This window comes from Singulisphaera rosea (assembly GCF_054877945.1).
Window position 1 is genome coordinate 34,438 of sequence record NZ_JBTYIP020000017.1, and the last position, 26,595, is coordinate 61,032.

Annotated in this window: 23 protein-coding genes; 13 read left to right on the forward strand and 10 right to left on the reverse strand. The window is 66.4% G+C overall.

Annotated elements, in window-relative coordinates:
- Positions 1-139: 139 nt before the first annotated feature.
- The 8 genes from ACYOEI_RS24965 to ACYOEI_RS25000 form a co-directional block, all read right to left on the reverse strand.
- A complete protein-coding gene (locus ACYOEI_RS24965; protein WP_462852348.1) occupies positions 140-1,180 on the reverse strand; it encodes a DUF362 domain-containing protein in 1,041 nt (346 codons plus the stop codon).
- On the reverse strand, positions 1,177-2,103 hold the full coding sequence (locus ACYOEI_RS24970) for a hypothetical protein (protein WP_462852349.1): 927 nt from the start codon (positions 2,101-2,103) through the stop codon (positions 1,177-1,179). The genes ACYOEI_RS24965 and ACYOEI_RS24970 overlap by 4 nt, the downstream gene beginning before the upstream one ends.
- A gap of 437 nt (positions 2,104-2,540) precedes the next feature.
- Positions 2,541-3,656, reverse strand: coding sequence for a CpaE/TadZ family protein (locus ACYOEI_RS24975; RefSeq protein ID WP_462852350.1), 1,116 nt, complete (start codon positions 3,654-3,656; stop codon positions 2,541-2,543).
- Positions 3,657-3,805: 149 nt separating this feature from the next.
- On the reverse strand, positions 3,806-4,801 hold the full coding sequence (gene cpaB, locus ACYOEI_RS24980; RefSeq protein WP_462852351.1) for a Flp pilus assembly protein CpaB: 996 nt from the start codon (positions 4,799-4,801) through the stop codon (positions 3,806-3,808).
- Entirely contained in the window at positions 4,798-5,430 is a 633-nt protein-coding gene (locus ACYOEI_RS24985) for an A24 family peptidase (RefSeq protein WP_462852352.1), read from the reverse strand. The genes cpaB and ACYOEI_RS24985 overlap by 4 nt, the downstream gene beginning before the upstream one ends.
- A gap of 268 nt (positions 5,431-5,698) precedes the next feature.
- Complete coding sequence (locus tag ACYOEI_RS24990; protein ID WP_462852353.1) at positions 5,699-5,878, reverse strand: Flp family type IVb pilin; 180 nt, start codon at positions 5,876-5,878, stop codon at positions 5,699-5,701.
- A 163-nt stretch (positions 5,879-6,041) separates the two neighbouring features.
- Positions 6,042-6,221 carry a Flp family type IVb pilin gene (locus ACYOEI_RS24995; RefSeq protein WP_462852354.1) on the reverse strand — a complete coding sequence of 60 codons (180 nt, stop codon included), beginning with the start codon at positions 6,219-6,221 and terminating at the stop codon, positions 6,042-6,044.
- A 141-nt stretch (positions 6,222-6,362) separates the two neighbouring features.
- Entirely contained in the window at positions 6,363-6,542 is a 180-nt protein-coding gene (locus tag ACYOEI_RS25000) for a Flp family type IVb pilin (protein ID WP_462852355.1), read from the reverse strand.
- 870 nt (positions 6,543-7,412) lie between these two features.
- Between ACYOEI_RS25000 and ACYOEI_RS25005 the strand changes: the two genes are divergently transcribed.
- From ACYOEI_RS25005 to ACYOEI_RS25015, 3 genes are all read left to right on the forward strand, one after another.
- Positions 7,413-7,835 (forward strand): TadE family protein, encoded by a 423-nt coding sequence (locus tag ACYOEI_RS25005; RefSeq protein WP_462852356.1) that lies wholly within the window; start codon positions 7,413-7,415, stop codon positions 7,833-7,835.
- A gap of 96 nt (positions 7,836-7,931) precedes the next feature.
- Positions 7,932-8,297 carry a TadE family protein gene (locus ACYOEI_RS25010; RefSeq protein ID WP_462852357.1) on the forward strand — a complete coding sequence of 122 codons (366 nt, stop codon included), beginning with the start codon at positions 7,932-7,934 and terminating at the stop codon, positions 8,295-8,297.
- 134 nt (positions 8,298-8,431) lie between these two features.
- Positions 8,432-9,709 (forward strand): TadE/TadG family type IV pilus assembly protein, encoded by a 1,278-nt coding sequence (locus ACYOEI_RS25015; protein WP_462852358.1) that lies wholly within the window; start codon positions 8,432-8,434, stop codon positions 9,707-9,709.
- A gap of 74 nt (positions 9,710-9,783) precedes the next feature.
- Here the strand turns inward: ACYOEI_RS25015 and ACYOEI_RS25020 are convergent, their stop codons facing one another.
- Positions 9,784-11,304: a hypothetical protein gene (locus ACYOEI_RS25020; RefSeq protein ID WP_462852359.1), complete on the reverse strand. Its 1,521-nt coding sequence runs from the start codon at positions 11,302-11,304 to the stop codon at positions 9,784-9,786.
- A gap of 199 nt (positions 11,305-11,503) precedes the next feature.
- On the opposite strand from ACYOEI_RS25020, the gene ACYOEI_RS25025 reads away from it, so the two are divergent.
- Positions 11,504-13,411 (forward strand): redoxin domain-containing protein, encoded by a 1,908-nt coding sequence (locus tag ACYOEI_RS25025; RefSeq protein WP_462852360.1) that lies wholly within the window; start codon positions 11,504-11,506, stop codon positions 13,409-13,411.
- Positions 13,408-15,027 carry a hypothetical protein gene (locus tag ACYOEI_RS25030; RefSeq protein ID WP_462852361.1) on the forward strand — a complete coding sequence of 540 codons (1,620 nt, stop codon included), beginning with the start codon at positions 13,408-13,410 and terminating at the stop codon, positions 15,025-15,027. The genes ACYOEI_RS25025 and ACYOEI_RS25030 overlap by 4 nt, the downstream gene beginning before the upstream one ends.
- A gap of 175 nt (positions 15,028-15,202) precedes the next feature.
- On the opposite strand, the gene cax is transcribed toward ACYOEI_RS25030, so the two are convergent.
- A complete protein-coding gene (cax, locus tag ACYOEI_RS25035) occupies positions 15,203-16,303 on the reverse strand; it encodes a calcium/proton exchanger (protein ID WP_462852362.1) in 1,101 nt (366 codons plus the stop codon).
- A gap of 221 nt (positions 16,304-16,524) precedes the next feature.
- Here cax and coxB point away from each other — a divergent pair, with 221 nt between their 5' ends.
- The 8 genes from coxB to ACYOEI_RS25075 all read left to right on the forward strand — a co-directional run bounded on the left by coxB (position 16,525) and on the right by ACYOEI_RS25075 (position 26,584).
- Positions 16,525-17,544: a cytochrome c oxidase subunit II gene (gene coxB, locus ACYOEI_RS25040; protein WP_462852363.1), complete on the forward strand. Its 1,020-nt coding sequence runs from the start codon at positions 16,525-16,527 to the stop codon at positions 17,542-17,544.
- 11 nt (positions 17,545-17,555) lie between these two features.
- Positions 17,556-19,199: a cytochrome c oxidase subunit I gene (gene ctaD / locus ACYOEI_RS25045; RefSeq protein ID WP_462852364.1), complete on the forward strand. Its 1,644-nt coding sequence runs from the start codon at positions 17,556-17,558 to the stop codon at positions 19,197-19,199.
- 13 nt (positions 19,200-19,212) lie between these two features.
- Entirely contained in the window at positions 19,213-19,884 is a 672-nt protein-coding gene (locus ACYOEI_RS25050) for a cytochrome c oxidase subunit 3 (RefSeq protein ID WP_462852365.1), read from the forward strand.
- Between the two features lie 163 nt (positions 19,885-20,047).
- Positions 20,048-21,370, forward strand: a complete 1,323-nt coding sequence (locus ACYOEI_RS25055) for a hypothetical protein (RefSeq protein WP_462852366.1) — start codon at positions 20,048-20,050, stop codon at positions 21,368-21,370.
- Positions 21,367-22,194: a c-type cytochrome gene (locus ACYOEI_RS25060; protein WP_462852367.1), complete on the forward strand. Its 828-nt coding sequence runs from the start codon at positions 21,367-21,369 to the stop codon at positions 22,192-22,194. Before ACYOEI_RS25055 ends, ACYOEI_RS25060 begins: the two co-directional genes overlap by 4 nt.
- A 1-nt stretch (position 22,195) precedes the next feature.
- Positions 22,196-22,747: a QcrA and Rieske domain-containing protein gene (locus tag ACYOEI_RS25065; protein WP_462852368.1), complete on the forward strand. Its 552-nt coding sequence runs from the start codon at positions 22,196-22,198 to the stop codon at positions 22,745-22,747.
- A 25-nt stretch (positions 22,748-22,772) separates the two neighbouring features.
- The gene (locus ACYOEI_RS25070; RefSeq protein ID WP_462852369.1) at positions 22,773-24,260 is read left to right on the forward strand and encodes a cytochrome b N-terminal domain-containing protein; all 1,488 of its coding nucleotides are present in this window, start codon (positions 22,773-22,775) and stop codon (positions 24,258-24,260) included.
- Positions 24,257-26,584 (forward strand): cytochrome c oxidase assembly protein, encoded by a 2,328-nt coding sequence (locus ACYOEI_RS25075; protein ID WP_462852370.1) that lies wholly within the window; start codon positions 24,257-24,259, stop codon positions 26,582-26,584. The genes ACYOEI_RS25070 and ACYOEI_RS25075 overlap by 4 nt, the downstream gene beginning before the upstream one ends.
- The last annotated feature ends 11 nt before the right edge of the window (positions 26,585-26,595 follow it).

Here is a 26,595-nt window from a genome sequence, read left to right on the forward strand (position 1 = left end):
CCTTCCTGAATGCGAGGGCCAAAATCCCCGCGCCGACCCCGATCTAGGGGATGATTCGCCACAAAGGCACGAAGGTTACAAAAAATTACAAAACGTTCATTTTTTCAATTTTTCAAAACTTTGTGTCCTTTGTGGTGGATCATCCCTTCAGGTAGTCGAGGCTCGGGTGGTCAAGGATCGCGAACGGCTTGGTCATCACGTCGATCGACTCTCCGCGCTGGCGAATGTGCCGCTCGGCGATCGGGCCCAGGCGGCCGGAGGCCACGGCGAGGTACGGGATGCGCGCGGGGTCGATCCCCATCAGTCGGGTCGCCGTCGCGTCCACGGCGGTCGCGTTGGTCCCCATCACGAGGACGCCGGCGGCCTTGGGGGTCCCCATGATCGGCCCGTCGCCTTCCATCCCGACGATCCCGTCGATGATCGCGAGCGACGGCCTTACGACGGCGTTGATGTCAAGGATCGAGCCGGGGATCCCAACCTGGTGGAGCACGTTCTTCGGCCAGCCGTACGCGGCCCCCGGCATCACCCCGAACAGGTTCTTCATCGCCAGGGTCACGCCGGCCCAGTGGTGCGTCTTCATCTTGGGGAGCGAGACGATGATGTCGGCCCGGCGCAACGACGTGGGCAGGTGCAGGGAAGGCAGCCGCGTCGCCCTGAGCCGGTTCCTCGCGGAGAAAACGTCGTCATAATTCAGGTCCACGAACTCGAGATTGGCCTCGTCGAGCATCGCGCCCAGGCCCGATTGCTCGAGGACGAAGTCACCGTCCCGGCAATGTCCCTGCCCCTCGGCCACGAAGACCTCGCGGGCGTCCCAGGAGCGGAAGACCTGCGCCACCGCCCGGACGAGTGTGGGGTGGGTGTTGATATGAGGCGACGATCGCGAGGGCTCGACGAGGTTCGGCTTGAGGAGCACCGACTTGCCCTTCGCCCAGGCTTTCCCGAGGCCGAGCTCGAGCAACCCGTCGCGGACGACCGACTCGAGGTTGAGGTCGTACGACCGGGCGTCGGCGACGACGACGTCGGCCCGCCACCCGTGCTCGTCGCGCTCGACGAGGGCGACCCCCGCCGCAGCCGAGGCGAACGCGAGGCCCGCCCCCGCGAGTAATTCCCGGCGCCCGAAGCGACGGGTGCGTGGCTCGGCGTCGTCGAGCGTCGTCGATGTCCTCAGATCCTCCGTCATGCGAGTCCGTTCTCCGCTCGAGGTCGGATACCGAGAATGCGTAACGAATCGGGATCGGCCGCCAGGATGAGCATCGCCAGGGGGAGCACATCGTCACCCCCTCGAGACGCGACCCGTTCGAAGGACCGCCCGAGCCGGTCGTCTCCCCCTTCGAGGATCGCTCCCCAGGCCCGCAGGCCGAGAATCCCCCATCCGAGCGAGGCGGGGGCGAGGGTCTCCGCCAGCGTCGATTGGAGGTAGGCGATCGCGGAGCGGATCACCCTGTCGCGTTCCCCACCCCTGGCGAGCGCCAGTAAGGCCAGGCCCGTCGGTTGCGGCAAGGGTCGCAGGGTCGCCCCGAAGAGCGCGGGGTTGCCGTAGTTCCAGCCCCCGGTCGCAATCGCGCGATCCTTGAGGAGCCGACGCCCTTCCAGGGCCCTCGGGTGGTCCCACTTCCCCTCGAGACCCAGGACGAGTAGGGCCGACGCGGTCGGCTCGACCCAGGAGTGGGTGTCGGCCGTCCAGGGCCAGCCGATCAAGGTCGTGTCGTGATTCATCGGCCCGTGAGCCTCGCGAGGGACGGGCACACCCCGAGTCGACAGGAGCCAATCCACCGCGCCTAGACGCTCGGCCGCGAACCCCCCCACCGCGGCCCAGAGGAGCGAGGCGAACGGGGTCGCCCAACCCGGATCGCGAAGCGAACCGGTCACCCCCAACGAGCCATCCCGGCCTCGGATCGAGGCGAGCCAACGGGCCGCCGCGGTCGCCTCGACGCTGGGACTTCCCGTTCCCCCTTCGGGGTCGGTCGCCAGCAGGGCCAACCCGGCGAGCGCGGTCGGCTCGACAGCAGGCGTGGTCGTCCGACGATAGCCCCAGGCCCCCGACTTGCCTTGCAGGCGGAGCAGCCGGCGTCGTGCGTCGTCGATCCAATCGAAGGCCAGCATCGCACGCTCACGGTCGAGAGAAAAAGCGACTCATGTCGCGGAATTCATGCGGTCCAAGAGGACTCAGATCCACGCGTTGGGACTCAACCCGCGAGTGCCAGCCTCGAAACCTGTTTTCTTCTTAAAAAACGGGTTTCTGGAGGGAGCAGACCGCGACATCACGCGAGAGGTGAGCAACGTCGAGCGCGTCAGAAGCCCGATTCTCAAAAGAAACCAGGTTTCGGGACCGGCACGACGTGTCCATTAGGCCATTCGGCCTGGACACGTAACCCCAGGCCAGTCACCGATTTCGTGACATGCGCTCACCCAGCCTCTCGGAAGAACCGGGTTTCGGGACAAGCACTAACTTAATACTAGAACATCTTTCGCGGAGAGGACCGCGCAAGCGACGTGAGCGGTCAATCGAAGCAAGCTCATACCTGCAGCAGTCGGGACCATCACTTCGTCCCGTGCCGCCCGTTGACGCTCAGCGCGAGCTGAATGAGGCTCTTGGAAACCTTCGCGGTGGGGGATTCGAGGACGACCGGGACGCCGTGGTTGTTGGCGCGGTTGATCGCCTTGGTATCCTCGGGGATGAAGTGGCCGATCTTCCTCCGGAGCGCCTCCTCGGCCTTGGCCGGGGGGACTTCCTGGGGCTGGCCGCGGCGGTTGACCACGAGCTGGATCGCGTCGCCCGAGATGCCGAGCTTCTCGAGATGCTCGAGGGTCCGATGAACGTTGCGGAGCGAGGTGAAGTCGAGGCGGAAGACGACCAGGATGATGTCGGCCTGCCGGAGGATGACGAGTTGCTCGTCGCGGAACGAGTGGTCCATGTCGGCGATGACGTAGGGGAAGCGGGCCCTGGCAAAGTCGACGGCCTGGGCGACCCCGTCGGGACGGACGTGCCCGACGTCGGCGAGGTGCTGGGGCGGGGCCAGGAGGTGGACCCCCGACTCGTGCTTGGCGAGCGAGCGCTCGAACATGACCTTGTCGAGGCGGGACGCGTTCTGGCAGAGGTCGGCCATCGTAAACGACGGGCGGAGGTCCAGGAGCGCCGCGAGGTCGCCCGACTCGAGCTTCATGTCGATGAGCCCGACCGCCTTGTGCTCCTGGGTCAGCGAGGCGGCGATATTCGCGGCGATCGTGCTGGAACCGCTCCCACCGTTGGGGGCGAGCACGGCGATCAACCGTCCCGTCTGGGAGGCGCCGGCCGTGGCGGCGGCGAGGTGAGAAAGGGCGGTCTCGAGCTCGATCTCGAGGTCAACCAAGTCGACGTAGTCCTTGGCCCCGGCCCTCAACGAGCGGAGGACGAGCTTGGTATCGGAGGCCGGTCCGACCGCGAGGACCCTGCCGGGGGCGATCTTCGCGAAGGTCGGCAAGAGCCCGAGCCCTCGTTCCCGATTCAAGGGGAGGACGAAGACGACCAGTTCGACGTTCGGCTCGCGCCCGAGACGGAACGCCGCGTCCTCGAGCGAGAAGACGTGGGAACTCGGGCAGTCCTGCCCTCGGAAGTTCAGGACCCCTCGAATTCGGGAGACGATCGAGTCGTTCTCGGCAACGATGAAGGCCGGCATTGGCGCCCCGGAAGAATTCCATCCGATCCAAACAGGCCGTCGCCGCAGACACGTGGGGGCGAGTCGAGAGCCTGGCACTTCCAGGGTCCGACGACCGCTCAAGCCGCCGGGTGCTTGCTACCCGCCAACCCCCAACGGCGACGCGGGCCTCAACCTGGCCGGTCTTGCCGAACCACGGAGGGCGACGGGGCGGGCGACTTCACTTCCGTGAAGCGTCCATGGGGGGGCGACGCGGGGGGAGGTAAATTCGACGACGCCTTGGCCGCCCGCTTGGTTGCCGGCATGACGACGACAATTTGGTCGGACCCTACCATCGTCCCGCGCAGCGTTCGAATCGGCAAGATCACCGGGACCGGTTCCGGTTCCGGTTCCGGCTCGGGAGGCGGCGCCGCGACGACCGGGGCAGGCTCGGGCTTCGGGGCCTGAGGCAAACCGAGGTCGGCGAGCGTCGCCGAGCTCGACGCCGTGGTCTTCTCGTCCTTCAGGCTGCGGAGCGAGAGGTGGAGCGTCCCCTTGTTCTGGCCGAGATCCAGGATCGAGGCCTGCTTCGGCGTCACGAGGAGCGTGACCGATCGGGCTTCGTTCGGGTCGGTCCGATTCGCGGTCGGCGCCTCGACGATCGTGTGGACCGCGAGGATCTCGATGTTCTGGAGCAAGGTGCTCGTCGCCTCGAGGGTCTCGGCCGCGGGCCCCCCCTGCGCGACCATCGTCAGGAGGACGTCCACGCGATATCCGGGCAAGAGGTGGCCCGCGAGCGACGAGGAAAAGCTCGGCGTCTGGATCGTGAAGGCCCGCATCCCGGGCGGGATCAGGGCCGCCATGCCGGTACCGCTCCCCTTCGGGAAGAGCTTGGCCTCGACGACGGACTCTCCCTTGAAGATCGGGAAGTGCGCCGTCCTTGATAGGACGTCTTCCGCCTTGTCGAAGGCCCCGGGGAACTTGTCCTTCGGCTCCTGACGCACCTCGATCATCGCCTTGTCGATCGTCTCGCCGGGCCGGATATCGGCCAGCGCAACGACGGCGGGCACCGTCTCGATGACCGTAGCGGTCTGTTGAGGCTTTTGCAGCGTCATGCGGACGCCCACGGCGGCCGCGAGCCCGAACAGCAGCGCCAGGCCGAGGACGACCAATGTCTGGGGCCTCATCGCATCCCTCCTGGTTCAAGGGTCGAGACCGCCGCGATCGCAGCCCGAGGTTGGGCATACGGAGGCCAGACCTCGTCGAGGTCGGCGACCCACCGGAAATAGGTCGCGAACACGCCGAGGCAGGTCATCGCCGCGAACGGGACGAGCCGTCGACGGCGGTCGGCGCGATGGACCTCCGCCTTGATCGAGACCTCGGCCGGGGTGGGCATCTCGCCCGAGACCATCCGTCGCACCAGGATCAAGAGCTCGACGGCCGCCGAGAACATCCCGCCACGCATCACGATCAGCACCAACGCGTACAATCCCGCGGCCAGGGCCGAGGCGAGGAACACCTGGACGATCAGGTAAGGACCGAGCCAGGCCCCGAGGGCCGTCATTAGCTTCACGTCGCCGGCCCCGACGCCTCCCATCATGAAGAAGACGACGAGCGTCGAGAATCCGAGCGCGGCCCCGAGCAGGCTCGAGCCCAAACCCGCCCCCCCCCCCAGGACGGCCGAAACGGCCAGCCCCGTGAAGAGCGCGGGGAAGGTCAGCGCGTTATAGACTTTGAATTTCCAGAGGTCGGTCATCGCGGCGACGATCACGACCGACGCGACGACGAACAAAGAAGCGACGTCTGCCTGGTCCACGGGGTACTCTCCTCAAATCTCGACGTTCCGCCGGATCCGCGCCCAAGGTCGGGCGTTTCGAGCGAGGGGGGCACGAAAGCCATCCAGCCGGGCGGATACGTTCACGCCGTGGCGAGGGGTTAGGACGATCGATCGGCGGGAACGAAATGACCCTGGCATCGCTCCCGCGACGCCAAGGTCAAGTTGATTCGTCCGACGGACGGGCCGCCGTGTAAAGGGGGGGAGAGGCGACCAAGAGGAGTCGCCTCCAAATCCCTCGGGGGATAGCTCAGGTGCCACCGGCGCTCGAGACGGAGGTCGCAGCCGAGTTGAGCTTGCTGTTGATGTTGGTGCCGAGCAGGGTCGCTCCGGCGATCACGACGATGGCGATCAGGCCAACCATCAAGGCGTACTCGACCATCGTCGCGCCTTCTTCGTCGGAAATCAGGTGCTTGAAGAATTCCTTCATGAGAATGCAACTCCTGGCTAGGGGTTCAACCGAACAATCGGACGATCACGGAGAAGGAGACGCTCTTACGCCCCGACACGCCGACAAGGCGGAGGGACGGGCCCCGCACGAGGCGGGGAGACGGACGCGAGTCGAGGCGAGTTCGCCCCGACCCGGCGACGGCTCAGGTGCCGCCAGCGGACGACACCGAGGTGGCGACCGAATCGAATTTGGAGTTCAGGTTCGTGCCGAGCAGGGTCGCCCCGGCGATCACGACGATGGCGATCAGGCCTATCATCAAGGCATACTCCGCCATCGTGGCACCGTCTTCGTCGGTGAAGATGTGTTTGAAAAAATCCTTCACTGTTGGAATTTCCCTCGCTTCTGATCACCGGAACGAGTCACCCATCCGCGCCTCGGTCGGCCCGGCCGCGTCAACCAATCCGCGGCCGTCCCGGCAGAGGTGATCTCGCTCAAAAACGGATCTGTTGATTTTCTGATCGGTTCAGGTCGCCCCGGCTTTCGCAACCGCCGCGGCTTGGTCCTCGAATTTCGAGTTGACCGTCGTGCCGAAGAGTGTCGCGGCCCCGATCACGGCGACCGCGATCAGCACGGCGAGCAAGGCGTATTCGGCCTTGGTGGCTCCGATCCCCTCGACGATGAATCGCTGGATGAGCTTATCCAAACGGCCACCGATCCCAATCCCCGATGAGGAAGAGAATGCCCGGACAATCCGGGGTCGCCGACGTCGGACGGCCATCCGTCCGCTCGAGGCGAATCGAAATACATCTTAAATAAACCGTGCCGAAAATCCCGAACGAGGCCGGTCCAGGGTGCCGAATCGACCGCGACACGGAAGGTCGCAGGTCCCCCACTCGCATGGCTTTCAGCGTTGTCCTTCGCCGAAGTTCACCGGGGTGGGCGGCGTCGCTCCACACCCTTACCTTGGGTCACTTTCAATGGGTTGTCAACTCAACCACAAAAAAAGCTCCGACCGCGACGTCCGATAGCGTCCGCACAATCCCACCCTCCCGCGACTCGGCGCAGCAACATCGACCCGCGTAAGAGAGAGGGAAACTTCTCCGTTTAGGCAGGCGCGTGCCTTTGCCGTGTCCTTCCGCGGGATTTCCGACAAAACAAGCCCTTCGATCCGTCTGCTATCATGGTATCAGCACAAGAGAAGCAACGTAAAGCCCCCAGATTATCAACATCGTTTTATGCAACGCGGGCATCGTGTTTCTCCATGGCCAATCCAGTAACTTCGCAACGACGCGCATTGTTGGGCTCCACTTCGGCTGTATCACGTTTCGAGATCGATCCAACAGGACCGACCGCGCACGGCCGGGAATGGGCGAAGGAATGGCGGAGGGTGCGAGGTGCCGGCTGAACGAGAAGGGAAAGATCGGCGTGATCGCACGAGCCATCGAAGGACTCGATCGGTCGTTTTTGGCCGATTAGGCCTTCGTCGATTTGCCAGGCGAACGATCCTGGCCTAGATCATTATCATCCGAAACTCTATCGCTGGTGTGATGCTTGTTAGTCGAGGGGCAGGGAGATGCTCGTTTCCAGAGTCCGAAAGTTGCGTCGACGGCGGAAATCCCGCGGGGCCGCCGCGGTCGAACTGGCGATGCTGCTGCCTTTCCTCTGCTATGCGTGCATCGCGACGGTCGATTTCGGCCGCGTCTTCTCCGACCTCATCAAGGTGAATAATTGCGCACGCAACGGTGCCCTGTTCGCCGCGGATCCAGCTTTCGCCTCGTCGACGAACTTCGCGAGTGCCCAGGACGCGGCCCTCGCCGACGCCTCGGGCATGAGCCCGGCGCCGACGGTGAGCTCGACGAGCGGGACCGACGCGAGCGGCAACCAGTACGTCGAGGTGACCGTGACGTACACCTTCCAGTCCCTGACGGCCTACCCGGGCATCCCTTCGTCCGTGACGCTCACGAGGAAGGTCCGGATGATGAAGACCCCGACTTGAACCGGAACCTCGCCCTGCCGGTCGAGGCCGCCTCCCGAGGAGTGTGACGCGATGACCCGTCGGAGAATCCGAGCCCGATCGAGGCGAGGAGCGGTGATGGCGGAGTCCGCCGTGGTGTACTCGGCGCTGATGCTCCTCCTCCTGGGGATGATCACCGTGGGCCTGGGGGTCTTCCGCTACCAGCAGGTCGCCTCGCTCGCGAGGGAAGGGGCGCGTTGGGCGGCCGTCCACGGCCCGACGTATCAGTCGGAGCAGGGAGGAGCCGCCCCGACGGCGTCGGACGTGATGTCGAACGCCATCACGCCGAAGGCCGTCGGCCTCGACACGGCGAGCCTGACTTGCACCACGTTCACGATGACGTCGGGCAAGGTCACGTTGACCCTCACCTACAACTGGGTCCCCGAGACCTTCCTGAGCCCGGTCACGCTCACCAGCACGGCGGTGACGCCGATCTCGTATTGATGTCGTGATCCCCATGCGACCCAGGCGAGGTCCTGAGTCGTAAGCATCCTGTCCCGGCGGCGTATCGGCAGGGCGGACGGGGCAAGGTCGACCGAAGGCCGATCGAGAGTCCTGAAGCACGGACGAGGCGCGGAATGCTGCTCCGGAATGCAAAACGAACAGGGGCGTCGGCCAGGAGGGGCGCCACCGCCGTCGTGGTGGCGATCTGCTTCGTGCCGCTCATCGGGGTGATGGCGTTCGCCATCGACGGCGGCCTGCTGATGGCCCAGAGGCGGCAGGTGCAGGCGGCCGCCGACTCCGCGGCCCACGCCGCCGCGTGCACCCTCTATACGAACAACTCCGTCGACAACGGCCTCGACCCCCGGGGGAAGGCCCGGGCGGCGGCGCTCGCCTTCGCCTCGGCCAACGGCTACTCGAATGACGGGACGCGCTCCGTCGTGACCGTCAACATCCCGCCGACCTCCGGGACCTTCTCGGGCAAGAGCAGCTATGCCGAGGTCCTCGTGACCTTCAACCAGGACAAGGCCTTCAGCGCCATCTGGGGCTCCGGCTCGCTCGCGGTCCGCGCCCGCACCGTCGCGAGGGGCATCACGGCACAGCCGACGCCTTATACCACGGCCTCGATCCTGCTCCTCGACCCCTCGGCGTCCGGCAGCCTCTCCGTCACGGGCACCGCCAAGGTCGCGGCGGAGTCGGGCATCCAGGTGAATTCGAGCAACACGACCGCCGTCACCGCCACCAATTCCGGGACAATCAACGCCAAGTCTGTGAGCATCGTCGGCAATTACACCACGAACACGGGCGGTTCCATCGTGGGCACCATCGCCAGGGGTGCGGCGTCCGTCTCGAACCCGATGGCGAGCGTCGTCGCGCCCAACCCGGCGACCCTCCCCACCCAGAGCTTCACCAGCACCTACGGCTCCGCGACGCTCAATCCCGGCGTCTACAACGGCGGGCTCACGTTCGGCGGCGGGATGAGCATCACGCTGAATCCCGGAATCTACTACATGAAGGGGGGCAATTTCACCATCGCCAACGGCGTCACGCTCAGCGGCAGCGGGGTCATGATCTACGTCGACAACGGCGGCGGCCAGTTCAACTTCCAGGGGGGCGGCGTCATCAATATGAGCGCCCCGACGAGCGGGCCGTACGCGGGCATCGTCATGTTCCAGGATCCGAGCTCGACCAAGAACATCTCGATCGCCAACGGCTCGACCACGACCATCACCGGCACCGTCTACGCGGCCGGGGCTACGGTCTCGATTGCCGGCGGGGCCCAGAACAGCCAGTATGGGTCGCAGCTCATCGCGAAAAACCTGAACTTATCCAATAATGCAAACATTTCATTAAAGACAAATTCGACACAAATTGCCACCCGTCTAGGTACCGCTTCCATCGCCATCGTGGAGTGACGGACGCGTCCGCCGAACCCTCGGCCGGCGGCGGATTCCTCGAGCAATCCCACGCGCTCCGGCCCGGCGACGGCCTATCGGCCGGCGCCCTCGCGGAGGTAGAGCGTCGCCACGGGAGTTCGCCTGACGAGCGACCAGCCGGGCCTGCCGTCGAAGGCTCGGTCGAATCCCGAGCCCGTCTGGACCAGGGCACCGTCGATCGGATACTCCGACAACCACCGCATCAAGCCTTCGGGGTCGAGCTCGGCTCGGTCGTAGCGCAACAGCCATTCATCCCGATAGACCTCGCAACGGTCGTCGATGAAGACCTTGATGCCGGGCGTGTAGTAGATCAGGAATCCCCCGAGCAGATACTCGTTGAAGAATCGGACAGGCGCCCGGGACGCTTCCGCCTTCCGGAGCTCGGGGAGCAGTTCGGTCGGCCAATGATTCGGGTCGAGCCGGGCCCATCCCCGGCCCAGGACGGGTGCGCGGACGCCGGCCGCCTGGAGCACGACCGCGACGACGACCACGCCCGAGGGGATGAGCCAGGAGAGTCCGAGCCGACGCCGGGCGGGCTCGGGGTCGGCCACGAAGAGATCCCGGCCGGGCCTCGCGAGCCAGGCGGAGAGCCGAGACTGCGGGAGGATGTCGGCCAGCCCGACCAAGGCGGCCACGCTGAAAAGCGGCGCATGGCGGACCCTCGAGCATGCGAGGGCCAGCCAGATCGGCGCGAGCATCCAGGAGGCCCGCCAGCGTCCCAGCGGGACTCCCGCGAGCGCGACGGCGTAGAAGCCTCCGAGCAGCCCCATCATCAGCGCCTCGGGGCTGCGGAGCCGCGTCGGGGCGTGCTCCACGATCAGCTTGGGGATGACGGGCGATGCCATGATCTCCAACCAGGTGCGCGGGAGCCGATAGCCGTACGGGTTCACGAACGCCGAAAGGGCACAGGCCAGGATCAAGAGCCCCAGCCAGCCCACCTGTCGAAGATCCTTGACGGGCGATTCCCGACCCAGGGTGCGAAGCACGCACCAGCCCACGACGACGAGCGTCACGCTCGCGAATCCCCCCAGGGCCCCGCCGTGGATGTTCGACCAGACGACGAAGAGGGGGATGAGGCACCAGAGACCTCGCCGATCGAGCCGGCCCGCCTCGACGTCCGCGAGCCAGGCGCAGGTCAACGCCAGCCCGAAGATCGTGGCGATATGCGGCCGGACGTGGAGGTGCCCCGCGGACGCCGCGACCCCGATCACGATCAGGAGGGTCGTCGGCAGCCAGGTCAGGCCGCCGCGGAGCAGCCGATGCGCCAACCAGCCGAAGAGCACGGCCAGGGACGTCGCCGTCGCGAGGAGCAGGCCGTCGAACCCGGACACGCCGTGCACGACGGCCATCGCGCACTCGCCGAGCCACTCGTAAGGGATCCAGGGTTGGCCCCCGAACGTGAAGCTGAACGGGTCCGTATCCAGGAACGCCCTTTCCGAAAGGATCTTTCGGCCCACCACCGTGTGCCAGAAGATCCCCGGATCTCGGAGCATCCGGCTCCTCCCCGCGATCATGAGGAAGAGCCAGACGCCCAGGCCGATCCCGGCCTCGGCACTCCAGAGTCGCGGTTTCATCGGCAGTTGACCCGTCCGGCTCGTCGGTTTGGAAGGTGGGAAGTCGCCAAAGGGCAACGGCGTCGACACTCGCAGTATAGCTTGCACCTCCGATTTCCCGGACGCTCGCCGTCGTTCGATCTATGCTTCTCCGAAGGGGCTTCCTGAATTGATGAGGCGAGCCCAGCCTCGACCGAGACCCGGACCCTTTGGGGCGACGATGCCGACGATTGCTCTCTGGCTGGCGACCGCAATCACCCTGGTCGGGGTCGACGAGCCCGATGCGGGCCGTGCGGAGATCGGCACCAGGATCACCGACTTCGCGTTGACCGACGACCGAGGGGAGGTCCATCCACTCGACGAGTGGCGAGGAAGCCGCGCGCTGGTCGTCGTCTTCCTCCGCGCCGAGTGTCCGGTGGCCGAGCTCTATGCGACTCCGTTGGCGGAGATGGCCCACCGATTCGAGGCCCGAGGCGTCTCGTTCGTCGGCGTCGTCCCGGGACGGAGCGATCCGCCGTCGACGCTCGCCCGGTTCGCGAAGGCCCACCGGATCGGGTTCCCCCTGCTCCGCGACCTCGGGTGCGAGGTCGTCGCCCGGCTTGGGGCTTCGCGGACCCCCGAGGTCGTCGTCCTCGACGACGCACGCATCCTCCGCTATCGAGGGCGGATCGACGACCAGTACGCCGTCGGTTCGCGACGGGCGAGCGCGGGAAGCCACGAACTGCTCGACGCCCTCGACGCCATCCTGGCCGGCCGGCCCGTCGCAGGGCCCGAGACCCAAGCGGTCGGTTGTCCGATCTCGCAGGCTGAGAGGATGAAAGCGACGACCGAAGTCACCTACTCTCGGGACGTCGCCCCGATCTTGCAAAGGCGTTGCGTGGCGTGCCATCGCCCGGGCCAGGTCGGCCCGTTTTCGCTCACGAATTACCGCCAGGCCTCGGCGTGGGCCGAGGCGATCGCCGAGGTGGTCGAGGACGGGCGGATGCCCCCCTGGCACGCCGACCCTCGATACGGCCGGTTCGCCAACGACGCCCGACTGACCGATCAGGAGCGTGGACGGATCACCGAGTGGGCGAACGCAGGCGCCCCCGAAGGAGACCCGGCCGACCTACCCGCCTCGAGCCTACCCATAGGCGATTGGCGGATTCGCCGGCCGGACCTGGTCGTGACGATGCCTCGGCCGTTCCACGTCCCGGCGGAAGGGGTCGTCGACTACCAGTCGTTCGAAGTCGACCCCGGCTTCAACGAGGACCGTTGGATCCATTCGGCGGAGATCCGCCCGGGGAACCGCAAGGTCGTCCATCACTGCAACGTCTTCCTCAAGTCGCCCGGCGGCCAGGGCGACGCCGACGCCCAGGGAGAGTTGGGGTCTTACTGCCTCGCCGCGACCACGCCCGGGTCGCCCCCGATGAGCCTCCCCTCGGGGATGGCGAAGCGGATCCCGGCGGGCTGGAAACTCGTGTTCGTGCTCCACTACACCCCGGTCGGCACGCCCCAGGACGACCAGACCAGCCTGGGACTGGTCTTCGCCGACCCGAAGTCGGTGAAGAAAGAGGTCGCGACGAACCTGATGTTCGACCCGGCGCTCCGGATCCCTCCCCGAGCCGCCGACTACCGCGTAGTGCACACCCGTCGCTTCGACGACGACGTCCTCCTCCTCTCACTCTTCCCCCACATGCACCTCCGGGGCAAGTCGTTCCGATATGAGGCCATCGCGCCCGACGGGGGCGTTGAGGTCTTGTTGGACGTCCCCCGCTATGACTTCAACTGGCAGAACCGCTACGAGCTCACCGAGCCGAAACGCCTGCCCGCCGGGACGACGCTCCGGTGCATCGCCCACTTCGACAATTCGGCGGCCAACCCGTCGAACCCCGACCCGGACGCCGTCGTCCTCGCCGGCAAGCAAAGCTGGGAAGAGATGTTCAACGGATACTACGACATCGCCCTCGCCGACCAGGACCTGACGCGGCCCCCGACCCGAGCCGAGGCCTTCCGCCGGGCCGCGTTGACGTACGCCCAGCCCTCGCTCTCCGTCGCCGGGCTCGCGTGTGCGGGGTCTTTGCTTGCCATCCGCCGGAAACGCGTGCGCCGGGAGGCCATCGGGGATCTCTCTCGGGGGACGCCATGAGCCAGGCACTCCTCGAGGCCACATCACGCATCAACGGCGAACGGCCCCGAACCTCGCGGATCGGCTTCGGGGCCATCGTCCTCGCCGCACTCGGGATCGCAGTCGTCCCCGTGTTCCTGGGTGTGCTGAACCACGACGTCGCCTGGTATCTCCACGTCGCCGGTCGTGTGCTGGTCGGCGAGCGACTGTATGCGGACATCATCGAGATCAACCCCCCGCTCATCGTCTGGCTCAGCATCCCGCCGACCCTCGTCGCGCACGCCCTCGGGATTTCCGAGATCCTGACGTTTCGCCTGATGATGATCGGTGTCATCGCGGGGTCACTCTCCCTGTCCGCTTGGGCCCTGCACCGGGCCTTGCCCGAGGACCCTTCTCTTCGACGATGGGCCCTGCTCTTCCTGGTCTTCGTCCTCGTCCCGCTGGCGGGATATGACTTCGGTCAGCGCGAGCACATGATGCTCACCTTGATCCTGCCGTACGTCATCCTGGCCTCCGCCCGGGCGCGTGAGACAACGAGTGATCGAGGGATCCTCCCTTGGGTCGTCGGCCTCGTGGCCGGGTTGGGAATCGCGTTGAAGCCCCACTTCGCCCTCGCCTGGATCGCTGTCGAGATCGACCTCGCCTCGATCCGTCGTACCTGGCGTGTCTGGCTCAGGCCTGAGGCGGTGGCAATCGTGGCCGTCGGGACACTCTATGCCGTGGCCGTCTTGGCGTTGACCCCCGACTACTTCGCACTGATCCGTTGGGCGAAAGGAGTCTATGCCGCGTCGAGCCGCATCACGGTCGGATCTCTATTGGTCGAACCGGCGACCCTGCTCACTGCGATCGCCTGGCTGTCGTTCTTGGCCTCGAGACCGGAACGAACGACCCGACGCGATTGCGAAGTTCTCCTCGTCGCCGACCTCGCGTTGCTGGCGGTCGCCTTCGTTCAGTTCAAGGGATTCACCTATCATTTCTATCCACCACTCGCCCTTGCATTCATGCTCCTCGGATGGCTCTGGTCCGAGTGTCGAGGGTCGAAGGCCCGGGACCTCGTCCTGGGGGGCCTGATCGCTTCGACGGTCCTCGGAGTTGCCTTCTTTCGGGTGAACGAGTCGCGATTCTGGAGAGGCCGCCCCGGCGTGTCGGCTACGGCGCTCGGGCGAATGGTCCGCGAGGCGAAGACGCACGCAAGCGGGGGTCGAGTCTTCACGTTCTCGCCGTCCATCGCCGCCTCGTTCCCGATGGTCACCTACGCGGGCGTCGGGTGGGCGTCGCGGCACTCGTGCCTTTTCTTCTTGCCGAGCTTCTACCCCGAGGTGTTCACGGGCAAACCAATCCCCGGATACCACTCGATCGCGACGATGGGCAAGGACGAGCGATTCTTGTTCGAGTCGGTGGTCGACGACCTGCTCAAGGGACAGCCCTCGGTCCTCTTCGTCGACGAGTCCCCCCGGAAGCTTGCCTTCAATGGGCAAGCCTTCGACTTCCTCGCGTATTATTCCCTCGACCCTCGATTCGTCACATTCTTGCGCGATTATGAGCCAGCAGAGACGATCGACATTATCCGCGTCTACCGGCGGAAGCCGGGTGTCAGACGCCTTCGAGATCCAGTCCCGAAACCCTTTTTTCCCTAAAAAACGGGTTTCTGTGGGCATCCACGACGACATCCCGCCAGGGGTCGTCGATGTCGAGTGGATCAGAAGGCCGCGTCGACGGCATCCCGCCAGGGGTCGTCGATGTCGGGCGGATCAGAAAACCGCTTTTTAAGAAAGAAACAGGTTTCGGGGCCAAACATGACCTTTCCGGCGATTATACCTTCATATGATAGAACCCGACGCCGAGCATCGCATAGACGGCGATCAACAGGAGCCCCTCGAGCCAGTTCGACTCCCCATCCATCGTGACCGTCCGTGCGACGAAGGCCGCGATGCCGATCGCGACGACCTCGAATGAGGAAAAGAGCAGGTCCATCGGCGAGCCGATCACGGCGCCGGCGAAGACCAGCACGGGGGCGACGAGGAGCGAGACCTGGGTGCTCGCGCCCATGGTCACGGACAGGGTCAGGTCGAGGTTATCGCGGCGGGCGAACCGGACCGCGTTCAACAGCTCGGACATATTCCCGACGGTCGCGAGCAGGAAGATGCCGGCGAAGACCGGGTTTAGATGTAAAGTCTGCGCGGTCGGCCCCACGGCCCCGGTCAACGCCTCGCTCGTGATCGAGAGGGCGACCGCGGTGGCGCCCAGGACCGCCAACGCCTTGCCGACACCCCAGGCCTTCTGGTCGGTCACCAGCGGGCCGTCGGCCTCTTTCTTGACGAAGAGCTGCCGGTGCGTGATCAGCGTGAAGGCGAGTCCGGCGAGGTAAGTGATGAAAAGGATGCCCGCGATCTCCATGCTGATCCGGGTCTCGACGCCCGAGGTGAAGTGGAAGAGCGCCGGGACGACGAGCCCGATGACGGCGAGGATCAGGAGCTTCGAATGCACGCCCGCCAGATGGGCGTTGTAGCGCTGGGTGTTGTAGCGGGCACCGCCGGCGAGCAGGGAGATGCCGAGGATCAGGAGGATGTTCCCGAGGATCGAGCCGGTTATGGAGGCTTTCACCACGGTCTGGAGGCCCTGGCGCAAGGCGGAGATGCTGATGATCATCTCCGGAACGTTGCCCATCGTGGCGTTGAGCAGCCCCCCCGTGGTTTCTCCCAGATGGGCCGAGAGGTTCTCGGTGGCCTTCGCGATCAGGACCGTCAGCGGCACGATCGCCCCGGCCGAGGTCAGGAACACGAGGATCGGGTTGGCGCCCGCGTGGTCGAGGACGAGAGCGACCGGGATCAGCAAGAGGAGCAAGTAGACGCGCACGGGTTCGCTCCCGAAGGGGGGGACGTCCGGGTGTCGGCTCGTGGCCTCGAGTTCCAAAGGCCGAGCCTCCGGCGGTCGCGGGGTGAGGCTTCGCGGTCGGCCACGTTACAGGCATGGGGATCGAGGCTCAATCCCACCTTGGGCCACGATCGGGAGGGTCGTCATATCCGGACGGATTCGATCGCCTGTCACTCGGTCACGCCTTGTTTGGTCAGGGGAGTGTCGGTACTACTGTTTGGGGACGACGCATCGACCTCGGAAGGGGAAGCCCGCTCGGCATGGACCCAACGCTGCTGAACAACGCCGGCGCCCAGGTGACGCAGAACGTCTCCATCTTCGCCCCCGTCTCCCCGCAGGCGGAGTCGATCCGGACGCTGTCGATCCTGGTCTTCGCCATCACGGGATTCATCTTCCTCGTGGTGGAAGGGGTCCTGATCTACTGCATCGTCCGATCCCGCCGACGCCTGGCCGGCGATTCCAGCGAGCCGCCCCAGGTCTACGGCAGCAAGCCGATCGAGGTCGCCTGGACCGCGGCGCCGGCCCTGATCGTCTTCATCCTGATGCTGGTCACGGCCCGGTCGCTCTGGGAGGTCAACGTCGACCCGCCGCGCGGCCCGAAGCCCGGCGACCACTCGCTCTTCGTCACGGTCGTCGGCCGGCAGTGGTGGTGGGAGTATCGATACGAATCCTACGACGGCAAGACACTCGGCTTCTTCACGGCCAACGAGCTGCACGTCCCCTTGAGCGAGGGGGGCGTCGCGCGTCCCGTCTACCTGAACCTGACGTCGGCGGACGTCTGCCACAGCTTTTGGGTCCCCCGATTGGCCGGGAAGACGGACCTGATCCCGGGGCATCCGAACTCCCTCTGGTTCCAAGCCGAGACGCCCGGGACCTACGTCGGCCAGTGCGCCGAGTTCTGCGGGACCCAGCACGCCAACATGCTCCTTCGCGTGGTCGTCGACCCACCTGGTGAATTCGAGCGTTGGCTCGCGCACGAGTCGAGCCCGGCGGCCGAGGAGCCTACCGCCGCCGAGGGGAAGGCGGCCTTCCTCGCGCAGACGTGCATCAACTGCCACCGGGTCCGGGGGACCGCGGCCGGGGGGACATACGCCCCCGACCTCACCCACCTGATGGCCCGCGGGACGCTCGCCTCGGGGATGGTCCCGAACACCCTCGAGGAGCTGGGCCGCTGGATCGACGACCCGCAGACGATCAAGCCGGGGTGCCTGATGCCGGCCTTCAAACTGGGCAAGGACGACCGGGACCGGATCCTCCGCTATCTCCTGACGCTCCGTTGAAGGGGACCGCAATGGCTGTCGCAGAAGGAGACGTGGGACTCTCGAGCCGGCCCTGGACGGCCGTCATGCACGACTGGACGAGCACGGTCGACCACAAGAAGATCGGGATCCTGTATATCCTGATGAGCCTGGTCTTCCTCGTCATCGGCGGCCTCGAGGCCGTCCTGATGCGTTGGCAGCTCGTCGTCCCCCGCAACAACCTGATCCCGCCCGACCTCTTCAACCAGCTCTTCACCATGCACGGGACCACGATGGTCTTCTTCGTGGGGATGCCGATCCTGATCGGCCTGGGGAACTACCTGGTCCCCCTGATGATCGGCGCACGCGACATGGCGTTCCCCCGCTTGAACGCGATGGGGTTCTGGGCCACCCTCTTCGGCGGCCTGATGGTCTACTCGAGCTTCGCGACCGGCGGGGCCCCCGCGATCGGCTGGTTCGCTTATGCCCCCCTGACCGAACGCACGTTCGCCCGGAGCGCGGCCACTGACCTTTGGGCGCTCGGCCTGATCGTCAGCGGCGTCGGCACGGTCTCGGGCGGCGTGAACTTCATCGCCACGATCCTGGCGATGCGGGCGCCGGGGATGTCGATCGGCAAGATCCCGTTCTTCTGCTGGACGATGCTCTGGACGTCGATGCAGATCCTCCTGGCCATCCCCCCCCTCACGGCGGCGCTCGTGATGATCCTGCTCGACCGCCAGCTCGGGGCGCACTTCTTCGACGTCCAGAACGGCGGGTCGGCCATGCTCTGGCAGCACCTGTTCTGGTTCTTCGGACATCCCGAGGTTTATATCCTGATCCTGCCGGTCTTCGGGATGGTCTCCGAGATCATCCCGGTCTTCTCCCGCAAGGTGCTCTTCGGCTACGAGTTCATGGCCGTCGCCACCATGGCCATCGCGTTCATCAGCCTCGGGGTCTGGGCGCACCACATGTTCGCCGTGGGAATGAGCCGGACGCTCGACCTCTATTTCGCGGTCGCGAGTCTGTTGGTCTCGATCCCGACCGGGATCAAGTTCTTCAACTGGCTGGCGACGATGTACGGCGGCCGGCTCGTCCTCGCCTCCCCGATGCTCTTCTCCTTCGGCTTCCTCTCCCTCTTCCTGATCGGCGGGCTGACGGGAATCATGCTGGCGACGGTGCCGTTCAACTTCCAGCTCACCGACAGCTACTTCGTCGTCGGCCACTTCCACTGGGTGCTGATCGGCGGCACGCTCTTCGGCACGATCGCGGGGATCCACTACTGGTACCCCAAGGCGACGGGCCGGATGCTCTCGGAGCGGATCGCCCGCTGGCAGTTCTGGCTGCTCTACGCGGGCTTCATCCTGACGTTCGGGCCGATGCACGTCGCGGGGATGCTCGGCATGCCGCGCCGAATTTACACGTATGACATCGACCGGGGCTGGGCGATCTGGAACCAGCTCTCGACGCTCGGGGCGTTCCTCCAACTGCCGAGCTTCGCCCTCTTCGTGTATAACCTGATAGCCTCGTTGTGGAAGGGCCGGCCTGCGGGGGACGACCCCTGGGATGCCTGGACCCTGGAATGGACGACGACCTCGCCGCCGCCGTCTTATAACTTCGAGACAATCCCGGTGGTCGCGAGCCGTCGACCGCTCTGGGACCTGAAGCATCCCGACGACCCGGACTGGCAATACGAATGACAAGGGCCACGACGTGACCGAAGCCGACCGCTCCCCTGCCCCGACATCGTCGTCGGGCCTGGCCGTCGACACGATCGTACCGGGCCCGGTCGACGGCGCCGGGTCGTCGCATGCCTTCGCGCCAGGCCTTCGGCTCAATGCACCCCAGTGGGGCATGGTCGCGTTCCTGGTCTCGGAGGTCTCGCTCTTCAGCACGTTGATCGTCGCTTACTTGTCGTTCGTGGGTCGGGATACCGTCGGCCCGACCCCGGCCGAGGCCCTCTCGTTGCCGCTCGTGATCCTCACGACCCTCTGCCTGCTCTCGAGCAGCGTCACGGTCCACCTGGCCGAGCGGGCCCTGAAGCACGGGACCCACGCGGCGTTCTGCAAACTCTGGGGGGCCACGATCGCGCTGGGCGTGATCTTCCTGCTCGGGACAGCCTATGAATGGCACGAACTCATCGAGCGGCACCACCTCACGATCAGCCGGAACCTCTTCGGGACGACCTATTACACGCTCGTCGGGTTCCACGGCCTGCACGTGACGGCCGGGGTGGTGACGATGGCGATCATGCTGGGTCTGGCCCTGACGCGTCGATTGACCCGCGAGAACGGGCTGGGGGTCGAGTTGATGTCGTGGTACTGGCACTTCGTCGATGTCGTCTGGGTGGTCGTTTTCTCGGTTGTTTACGTGTTCAGCAGGTAAGTGGCCGTCTCGAAACCTGTTTTTTCTAAAAGAGTGGGTTTCCGTGGGAATCCTCGACGACATCCCGAAAGAAGTTCTCGAAGTCGCAAGCGTCAGAAACCCGTTATTTAAGCAAATGACAGTTTTCGGGAGCCGCAGTCCCGGGGCGTTTTGAGAGGCAGGAATGGAAACGGACCCGCAGACGATCCCGAACCGCGAAGGGCCGGGCGTCACCGACGCCCTCGAGATGCCCGAGCCGACCGTCGCGCCGCTGGTGCTGGCGCTCGGGTTCAGCCTGCTCGCCGTCGGCGTGGTCAGCAGCCCCGCATTCCTGGTCGTGGGAGCGGTTGTCCTCGTCTCCGGGCTGGGGCTCTGGGTCTCGCAGCTCTTGCCGGGCCGGGGCCATTTCCATGAGTCGTTCGTCCCTCAGGCCCTGAGGCCTGGCGTCGTCGCCGGGCGACCTGGGATGGTCGAGCAGCTCGGCCCGGGGATGCCCGGGTATCGGCTCCGGATGCCTGCCCAGGTCCACCCGATCTCGGCGGGGGTCAAGGGGGGGATCCTCGGCGGGGTCGTCATGACGGTTCCCCCTTCGATCTACGGCTACTTGAGCGGGCATGGGATCTGGTACCCCGCGAACCTCCTGACGGGCATGGTCCTCCCCGGTGTCGGCGGGATGTCGGTCGCCGAGCTCGAGAAATTCCAGCCGACCTTGCTCGTGCTGGCGATCCTGATTCACGTGGTCAACTCGGTGATCTTCGGGATGTGCTACGGCGTCCTCCTGCCGACCCTGCCGCACGTCCCGAGGCCCCTGGCCTGGGGAGGCTTGCTCATCCCCTTGTTCTGGACCGGGTTGAGCTTCGGGGCCTTGAGCCTCTTCAACGCCCCGATCTCCAAGGGGTTGGACTGGCCCTCGTTCATTGCCTCGCAGTTCGCCTTCGGGGTGGTGGCCGCACTGTCGATCATGCGGACGGGTGACCTCCGCCCGCTGCCGGCCGGGCTGGCGGCGGGCGCCGTGGGAGGGCTCCTCATGCCGATCCCCGCGATCCTCTGGGGCCTCGGGAGCGGGTATGGGATCTGGTATCCGGCTAATGTCCTGGTGGGCATGGTCCGCCCCGGGTTGGACAAGCTGCCGGTCGACGAGTTGACGCAATTCCACGCCGACTGGTTGGCGATGGCGATCGCGATCCACCTCGCGATGTCGCTCGGGATCGGGCTCCTGTTCGCGGTCCTCCTGCCCAAGCTGGGCCGGATCCCCTCCCCCCTGGTCTGGGGAGGCGCGTTGATGCCCCTGCTCTGGTCGGCCGTGACCTTCGGGCTCATGGGGGTGGTCAACCCGCTGCTCCAGGAGCGGGTCAACTGGCCCTGGTTCGTCGTCTCGCAGTTCGTCTTCGGGGTGGCCGCGGCGATCGTCGTCGACCTCTCGGAGAAGGTCGTCATCCCCCCCGCGGGCGGGGGGCCGGACCGCCTGGAAACGTTCATCGATGGGTCCGGAGGGGGACATTCATGATCGGCCCCCGTGCCGCTCGAATCGAGAAGGGACGCCCCGCCGCCTCCCCGGCGCGGCTCTGGCCGCTGCTCGCCGCCCTGGCTCTGACCCCGGGATGCGGTCATTCCGAAGGGCCGAGCCCCGGGGGCAGGCCCGTCCGGGCCGACGAGGTCGTCGACTTCGACACGCTGTACAAACGAAACTGTCGAGGCTGCCACGGCGCCGAGGGCAAGCTCGGCCCCGCGCCGCCGCTCAACGACCCGACGTTCCTCGCGATCGTCCCCGATGAGGTCATCATGGCCCTCATCTCCGAAGGTCGGCCCGGCACCCCGATGCCTGCCTTCGCCCGAGAGAACGGCGGTGCGCTCACCGACGCCCAGGTGAAGGCACTCGCCGAAGGTCTCAAGCCCCGTTGGGGAGAGCCCAAGCCGAGCCGGGCAAACCTCCCGGCCTACGTCGCGGACAAGAAAGCTCCGGGCGACCCCGACCGCGGACTCAAAGTCTTCTCACAAGCCTGCGCCTCGTGCCACGGGGCGGACGGCGAAGGCAAGGAGAAGGGCGCGGGGTCGATCCGCAACTCGGCGTTCCTCGACCTGATCAGCGACCAGTGCCTCCGGCGCCTTGTGATCACCGGTCGCCCGGACCTCGGGATGCCGGACTTCACCGGCAAGGACGGCCGGGCGCGCGACTTCCGCGAACTCTCGACGACGGACGTCGCCGACGTGGTCGCGGCCCTCGCACGCTGGAGGCGGCCGAGCCCGGCCCAGTCCAAGAACACCGCCGCTGCCGCGCCCGGCGCGCCCGCCGCCCAAGGGTCCGCGAACCCACTCCCCGGAGGATCTTGAGTTGGAACCGTCGAGCCGCCCGTCGCCCGGGAGCGTCCAGGAGTCCCCGAGCCGGCGTCCCTTCTTCCGCTGGCTGACCTACGGCCTGGGCGCCGTGGCCTCGGCGTTCGTCGGGCTCCCGTTCGCGGGCTATATCTTGAAGCCGAAGAAGACGCCGGACACCTGGGTCCCCCTCGGGCCGGTCGCCGACTTCACGCCCGACGAGACCCGCCTGGTTACGTTCGACAACCCGATCCGCCAGCCCTGGGACGGCATGGCCGCGCACACGGGGGTCTACGTCCGTTACCAGGGGAAGGACGCGTCGAAGTCGGACCAATTCCTCGTCCTCGCGATGAACTGCGCCCACCTCGGTTGCCCGGTCTCGTGGTTCCCCCAGTCGGGGTTGTTCATGTGCCCATGTCACGGTGGCGCCTACTACGCCGACGGCGAACGCGCCTCGGGGCCGCCCCCTCGGGGGCTCTTCCACTGCGTTTGGCGCGTCCGAGACGGGCAGCTCGAAGTCCAGGCGCCCCACTACCCGACCTTGCAAGACACCTTGGAACAACCGGCCTGAGCCGAGACGAGACAGGGGGCCGAAGATGAATCGTTGGCTGGGTTCAGTAGGACGTTGGCTCGACGAGCGCCTCGGGTTTCGCGAGAGCATCCTGCCGATGCTGACCCACCCGATCCCCAAAGGGGCCGCGGGGCCGATGGGGTGGTGGTACGTCTTCGGGAGTGCCTCGCTGACGCTGCTCACCATCCAGGTGCTCACCGGCATCGGGCTCGCGCTCGTCTACGTGCCCACCGCCGACCAGGCTTATGAGAGCCTGCTCTACCTGAACAACGAGCAGCCGTTCGGCGGCCTGATGCGGGCGATGCACTTCTACGCCGGGTCGGGCATGGTCGTCATGGTCCTCGCCCACATGACGCAGGTCTTCCTCCAGGGGGCCTACAAGTACCCGAGAGAGCTGACCTGGGTCGCGGGCGTGCTCTTGCTCATGTGTACCCTGGGGATGTTCTTCTCCGGGCAGATCCTCCGCTGGGACCCGGACGCCTACTGGGGCCTGGCCGTCGCCGGCTCGATGGCGGGGCGAGTCCCCGTCATCGGACCGCAGGTCGTCCGGCTCGTGCTCGGGGGGCCGGTCATCGGGGGCGACTCGCTGAGCCGGTTCTTCACCTTGCACGTCTTCGTGATCCCGGGTGCCCTCCTCGCGTTCGTCGGCCTGCACCTCTGGCTCGTCTTGAAGAAAGGTGTGAGCGCCCCGCCGGTCCCCGGCCGCCCGGTCAACCCCAGGACGTATGACGCCGAATACCACGAGGAGTTGAGGCATGGCGTCCCCTTCCTGGGCGAAGCCATGCTGAAAGACGCCTTCTTCTCGGCCCTGACCGTGATCATCGTCGTCACGATCGCCGCGCTCATGGGCCCCAAGGGGCCGACGGAGCCGCCCGATCCGCTCCTCCCCGGCGCGAACCCGCGCCCCGAGTGGCCGTTCCTCTGGCTCTTCGCGATGCTCTCCCTGAGCCCGCCCGCGGCGGAGACGTTCGTCATCCTCGTCTTCCCGGCCCTGCTCTTTGGCGCGTTGTTCCTCGTCCCCTGGATCAGCCATCGCGGCGAACGGGCCCCGAGCCGACGACCGGTCGCCGTGCTCTCCGTCATTGTGATTTACACCACCCTGAGCGCCCTGACCTACCTCGGGGCCACCGCCCCCTGGTCCCCCGAGATGACCGCCTGGAGCGGCGACGCCGTCCCCGAAAACCTCGTCCGAGGCCGCAGCCCGCTGGAGCTCCAGGGCGCCGTCATGCTCCAGAACAAGAACTGTCGCAACTGCCACGCCCTGGGAGGCGTCGGCGGCCGTCGAGGCCCCGACCTGTCGGCGGTCGGCACGCGCCTGACCCGCGACCAGTTGATCGACCAGGTCAGCAACGGCACCCCCGGCGGGGGCAATATGCCCGCCTACGGCAAGCAGATCACGCCTGCTGAGATGACCGCGCTGGTGGAATTCCTGGTCAGTCTCCGCCCGCCCGGCGAGCGACCCGCCAACGAGGCCTCGCCCCCGGTCTCGGTTTCGGTCTCGGCCGTGCGATGAGCCCGATCCTCGACGGATTCCTCCGCTCCTGGCCGTCCGCGCCGTGGATCGACCTCACGCTGCTCGTCTCGGCTCTCCTCTACGCACGCGGCTGGTTGATCCTCCATCGACGCGATCCCAGGGCATGGACCGTCTACCGGCTCGCCTCCTACCTCGGTGGGCTCGGCACGCTCTTCCTGGCACTCGCCTCCCCGATCGAGCCGTTTGCCGGGCTGCTGCTCCAGGCCCACATGGTGCAGCACCTCCTCTTCATGATGGTCGCCCCTCCCCTCCTCTGGCTGGGGGCCCCCCTGTTTCCGATCATCCGGGGGCTGCCGCCGTCCGTCCGCACTTACTGGGTCGTCCCGTTGTTGAGGTCGTCGAGCCTGCGTCGACTGTTCGGGCGGTTGACCCATCCCTCGGTCGCGTTACCCCTTTTTGTCGCGGCGACCTGGATCTGGCACGCTCCGCGAGTCTACGAGTCGGCGCTTCGCTCGGACGCCTGGCATACGGTCCAGCACTTGTGCTTCCTCGGTTCATCGCTCCTCTTCTGGTATCCGGTGGTCCGCCCTTATCCCAGCCGGCCACGATGGTCCCCCTGGCTCCTCTGTCCCTACCTGATCCTGGCCGACGTCCAGAACACCGTACTCTCAGCCTTACTCACGTTTTCGGACCGGGTCCTGTATCCCCACTACACGCGCGTCCCTCGGCTCGGCGGACTCTCGGCCCTACAGGACCAATCAGCCGCGGGCGTGATCATGTGGGTTCCCGGATCACTTGCCTATCTCCTTCCTCTGTTCGCGATCGGCGTCAGGCTCCTGTATGGGACGCGATCTGCACCGCAGCGGTCGGCGCCGAGGGTTGATGTCACCACGATTGCCCTCCCAGTCCTGGATGAGGTCTCGATCCGCCGATCTTCGAGGGTGACTCGATTCGATGCGCTGCGAATACCGGTCCTAGGGACGATCCTGAGATGGCGATATGCTCGCCAGGCAATGCAATGTGGGCTCGCCATCCTCGCCGTACCGGTCATCGTCGACGGCTTGACGGGGCCGCAAGTCGGGGCGATGAACCTCGCCGGGGTGCTCCCCTGGATCCACTGGCGGGGCCTCCTGATCCTCGGCCTGCTCGCCGCGGGGAACGTCTTCTGCATGGCCTGCCCGTTCACCCTGCCCCGAGCCCTGGCGAGGCGCTGGCTCCCCGAGGGGCGCGCCTGGCCTCGACATCTCCGAAGCAAATGGCCGGCCCTGGCCCTCGTCCTCCTCTTCCTCTGGTCATATGAGGCCTTCTCGCTCTGGGATAACCCCTGGTGGACGGCCTGGATCGCGGTTGGATACTTCGTGGGCGCGTTCGCGGTCGACGCGACCTTCCGAGAGGGCTCCTTCTGCAAATCCATCTGCCCGATCGGCCAGTTCAACTTCGTGCAGTCGCTCGTCTCGCCGTGGGAAGTCAAGGTCCGCGAGCCCGACGTTTGCGTCTCTTGCCGGACCAAGGACTGCATCCGAGGCCGCGACGACCTCCCCGGCTGTTCGATGGGCCTGTACCTCCCGAGGAAGGTCGGCAACCTCGACTGCACGTTCTGCCTCGACTGCGTCCGCGCTTGCCCTCGAGAGAATGTCGGGGTGCTCGCCATCGTCCCGGGACAGGATCTCGCGAACCCCGCCCGGCACTCCGGCCTGGGGCGGCTGGCGGAACGTCCCGATCTCGCGGCCCTGGTCGTCGTCCTGGTCTTCGGAGCCTTCGCCAACGCCGCGGGGATGGTCGCCCCGGTGGTCGAGTGGCAGGAACGCCTCGCCGAAACCCTCGGCGGGATACCCCCTCGGCTGATGACCAGCGTCTTCTACCTCCTGGCGCTCGTCGTCCTGCCCGCCACGACCCTCGGCATCTCGGCCGCGCTAAGCCGACGCTGGGGATTGGTCGCCGAAGGCCCCCGCAGGCTCGCGACGCGGTTCGCCTACGCCCTCGTCCCGCTGGGATTCGCGATGTGGTTCGCGCATTACCTCTTCCACTTCATCACCAGCTACGAATCCGCGATCCCCACCACCCAGCGTTTCGCCGCCGACGTCCTCGGCATCACGTCTCTGGGCAAGCCCACCTGGAGCCTGGCGTGCTGCGGGCCGGTCGTGGAGTGGCTCCCCCACCTCGAGATCCTCGCCCTCGACCTGGGATTGCTCCTCGCCCTCCACACGGGCTACCGGATTGCCCTCGGACTCACCCCCCGGCCCTCCCTTGCCGTGAAAGTATTCGCCCCCTGGGCGATTCTGAGCCTCGCCCTCTTCGCCGCCGGCGTCTGGATCGTCCTCCAGCCGATGCAAATGCGAGGCACCTTGCCTGCGATGGGTTGAAAGACCGGCAG

What these genes read in the sequence shown, in the direction of transcription:
- ACYOEI_RS25075 (WP_462852370.1), top strand. Translation starts at nt 24,257, where the DNA reads ATGAGCCCGATCCTCGACGGATTCCTCCGCTCCTGGCCGTCCGCGCCG.
- ACYOEI_RS25005 (WP_462852356.1), top strand. Translation starts at nt 7,413, where the DNA reads ATGCTCGTTTCCAGAGTCCGAAAGTTGCGTCGACGGCGGAAATCCCGC.
- ACYOEI_RS25060 (WP_462852367.1), top strand. Translation starts at nt 21,367, where the DNA reads ATGATCGGCCCCCGTGCCGCTCGAATCGAGAAGGGACGCCCCGCCGCC.
- ACYOEI_RS24990 (WP_462852353.1), bottom strand. Translation starts at nt 5,878, where the DNA reads ATGAAGGAATTCTTCAAGCACCTGATTTCCGACGAAGAAGGCGCGACG.
- ACYOEI_RS25070 (WP_462852369.1), top strand. Translation starts at nt 22,773, where the DNA reads ATGAATCGTTGGCTGGGTTCAGTAGGACGTTGGCTCGACGAGCGCCTC.
- ACYOEI_RS25015 (WP_462852358.1), top strand. Translation starts at nt 8,432, where the DNA reads ATGCTGCTCCGGAATGCAAAACGAACAGGGGCGTCGGCCAGGAGGGGC.
- ACYOEI_RS25030 (WP_462852361.1), top strand. Translation starts at nt 13,408, where the DNA reads ATGAGCCAGGCACTCCTCGAGGCCACATCACGCATCAACGGCGAACGG.
- cpaB (WP_462852351.1), bottom strand. Translation starts at nt 4,801, where the DNA reads ATGAGGCCCCAGACATTGGTCGTCCTCGGCCTGGCGCTGCTGTTCGGG.
- coxB (WP_462852363.1), top strand. Translation starts at nt 16,525, where the DNA reads ATGGACCCAACGCTGCTGAACAACGCCGGCGCCCAGGTGACGCAGAAC.
- ACYOEI_RS24975 (WP_462852350.1), bottom strand. Translation starts at nt 3,656, where the DNA reads ATGCCGGCCTTCATCGTTGCCGAGAACGACTCGATCGTCTCCCGAATT.
- ACYOEI_RS25025 (WP_462852360.1), top strand. Translation starts at nt 11,504, where the DNA reads ATGCCGACGATTGCTCTCTGGCTGGCGACCGCAATCACCCTGGTCGGG.
- ACYOEI_RS25010 (WP_462852357.1), top strand. Translation starts at nt 7,932, where the DNA reads ATGGCGGAGTCCGCCGTGGTGTACTCGGCGCTGATGCTCCTCCTCCTG.
- ACYOEI_RS24970 (WP_462852349.1), bottom strand. Translation starts at nt 2,103, where the DNA reads ATGCTGGCCTTCGATTGGATCGACGACGCACGACGCCGGCTGCTCCGC.
- ACYOEI_RS25020 (WP_462852359.1), bottom strand. Translation starts at nt 11,304, where the DNA reads ATGAAACCGCGACTCTGGAGTGCCGAGGCCGGGATCGGCCTGGGCGTC.
- ctaD (WP_462852364.1), top strand. Translation starts at nt 17,556, where the DNA reads ATGGCTGTCGCAGAAGGAGACGTGGGACTCTCGAGCCGGCCCTGGACG.
- ACYOEI_RS25055 (WP_462852366.1), top strand. Translation starts at nt 20,048, where the DNA reads ATGGAAACGGACCCGCAGACGATCCCGAACCGCGAAGGGCCGGGCGTC.
- ACYOEI_RS24965 (WP_462852348.1), bottom strand. Translation starts at nt 1,180, where the DNA reads ATGACGGAGGATCTGAGGACATCGACGACGCTCGACGACGCCGAGCCA.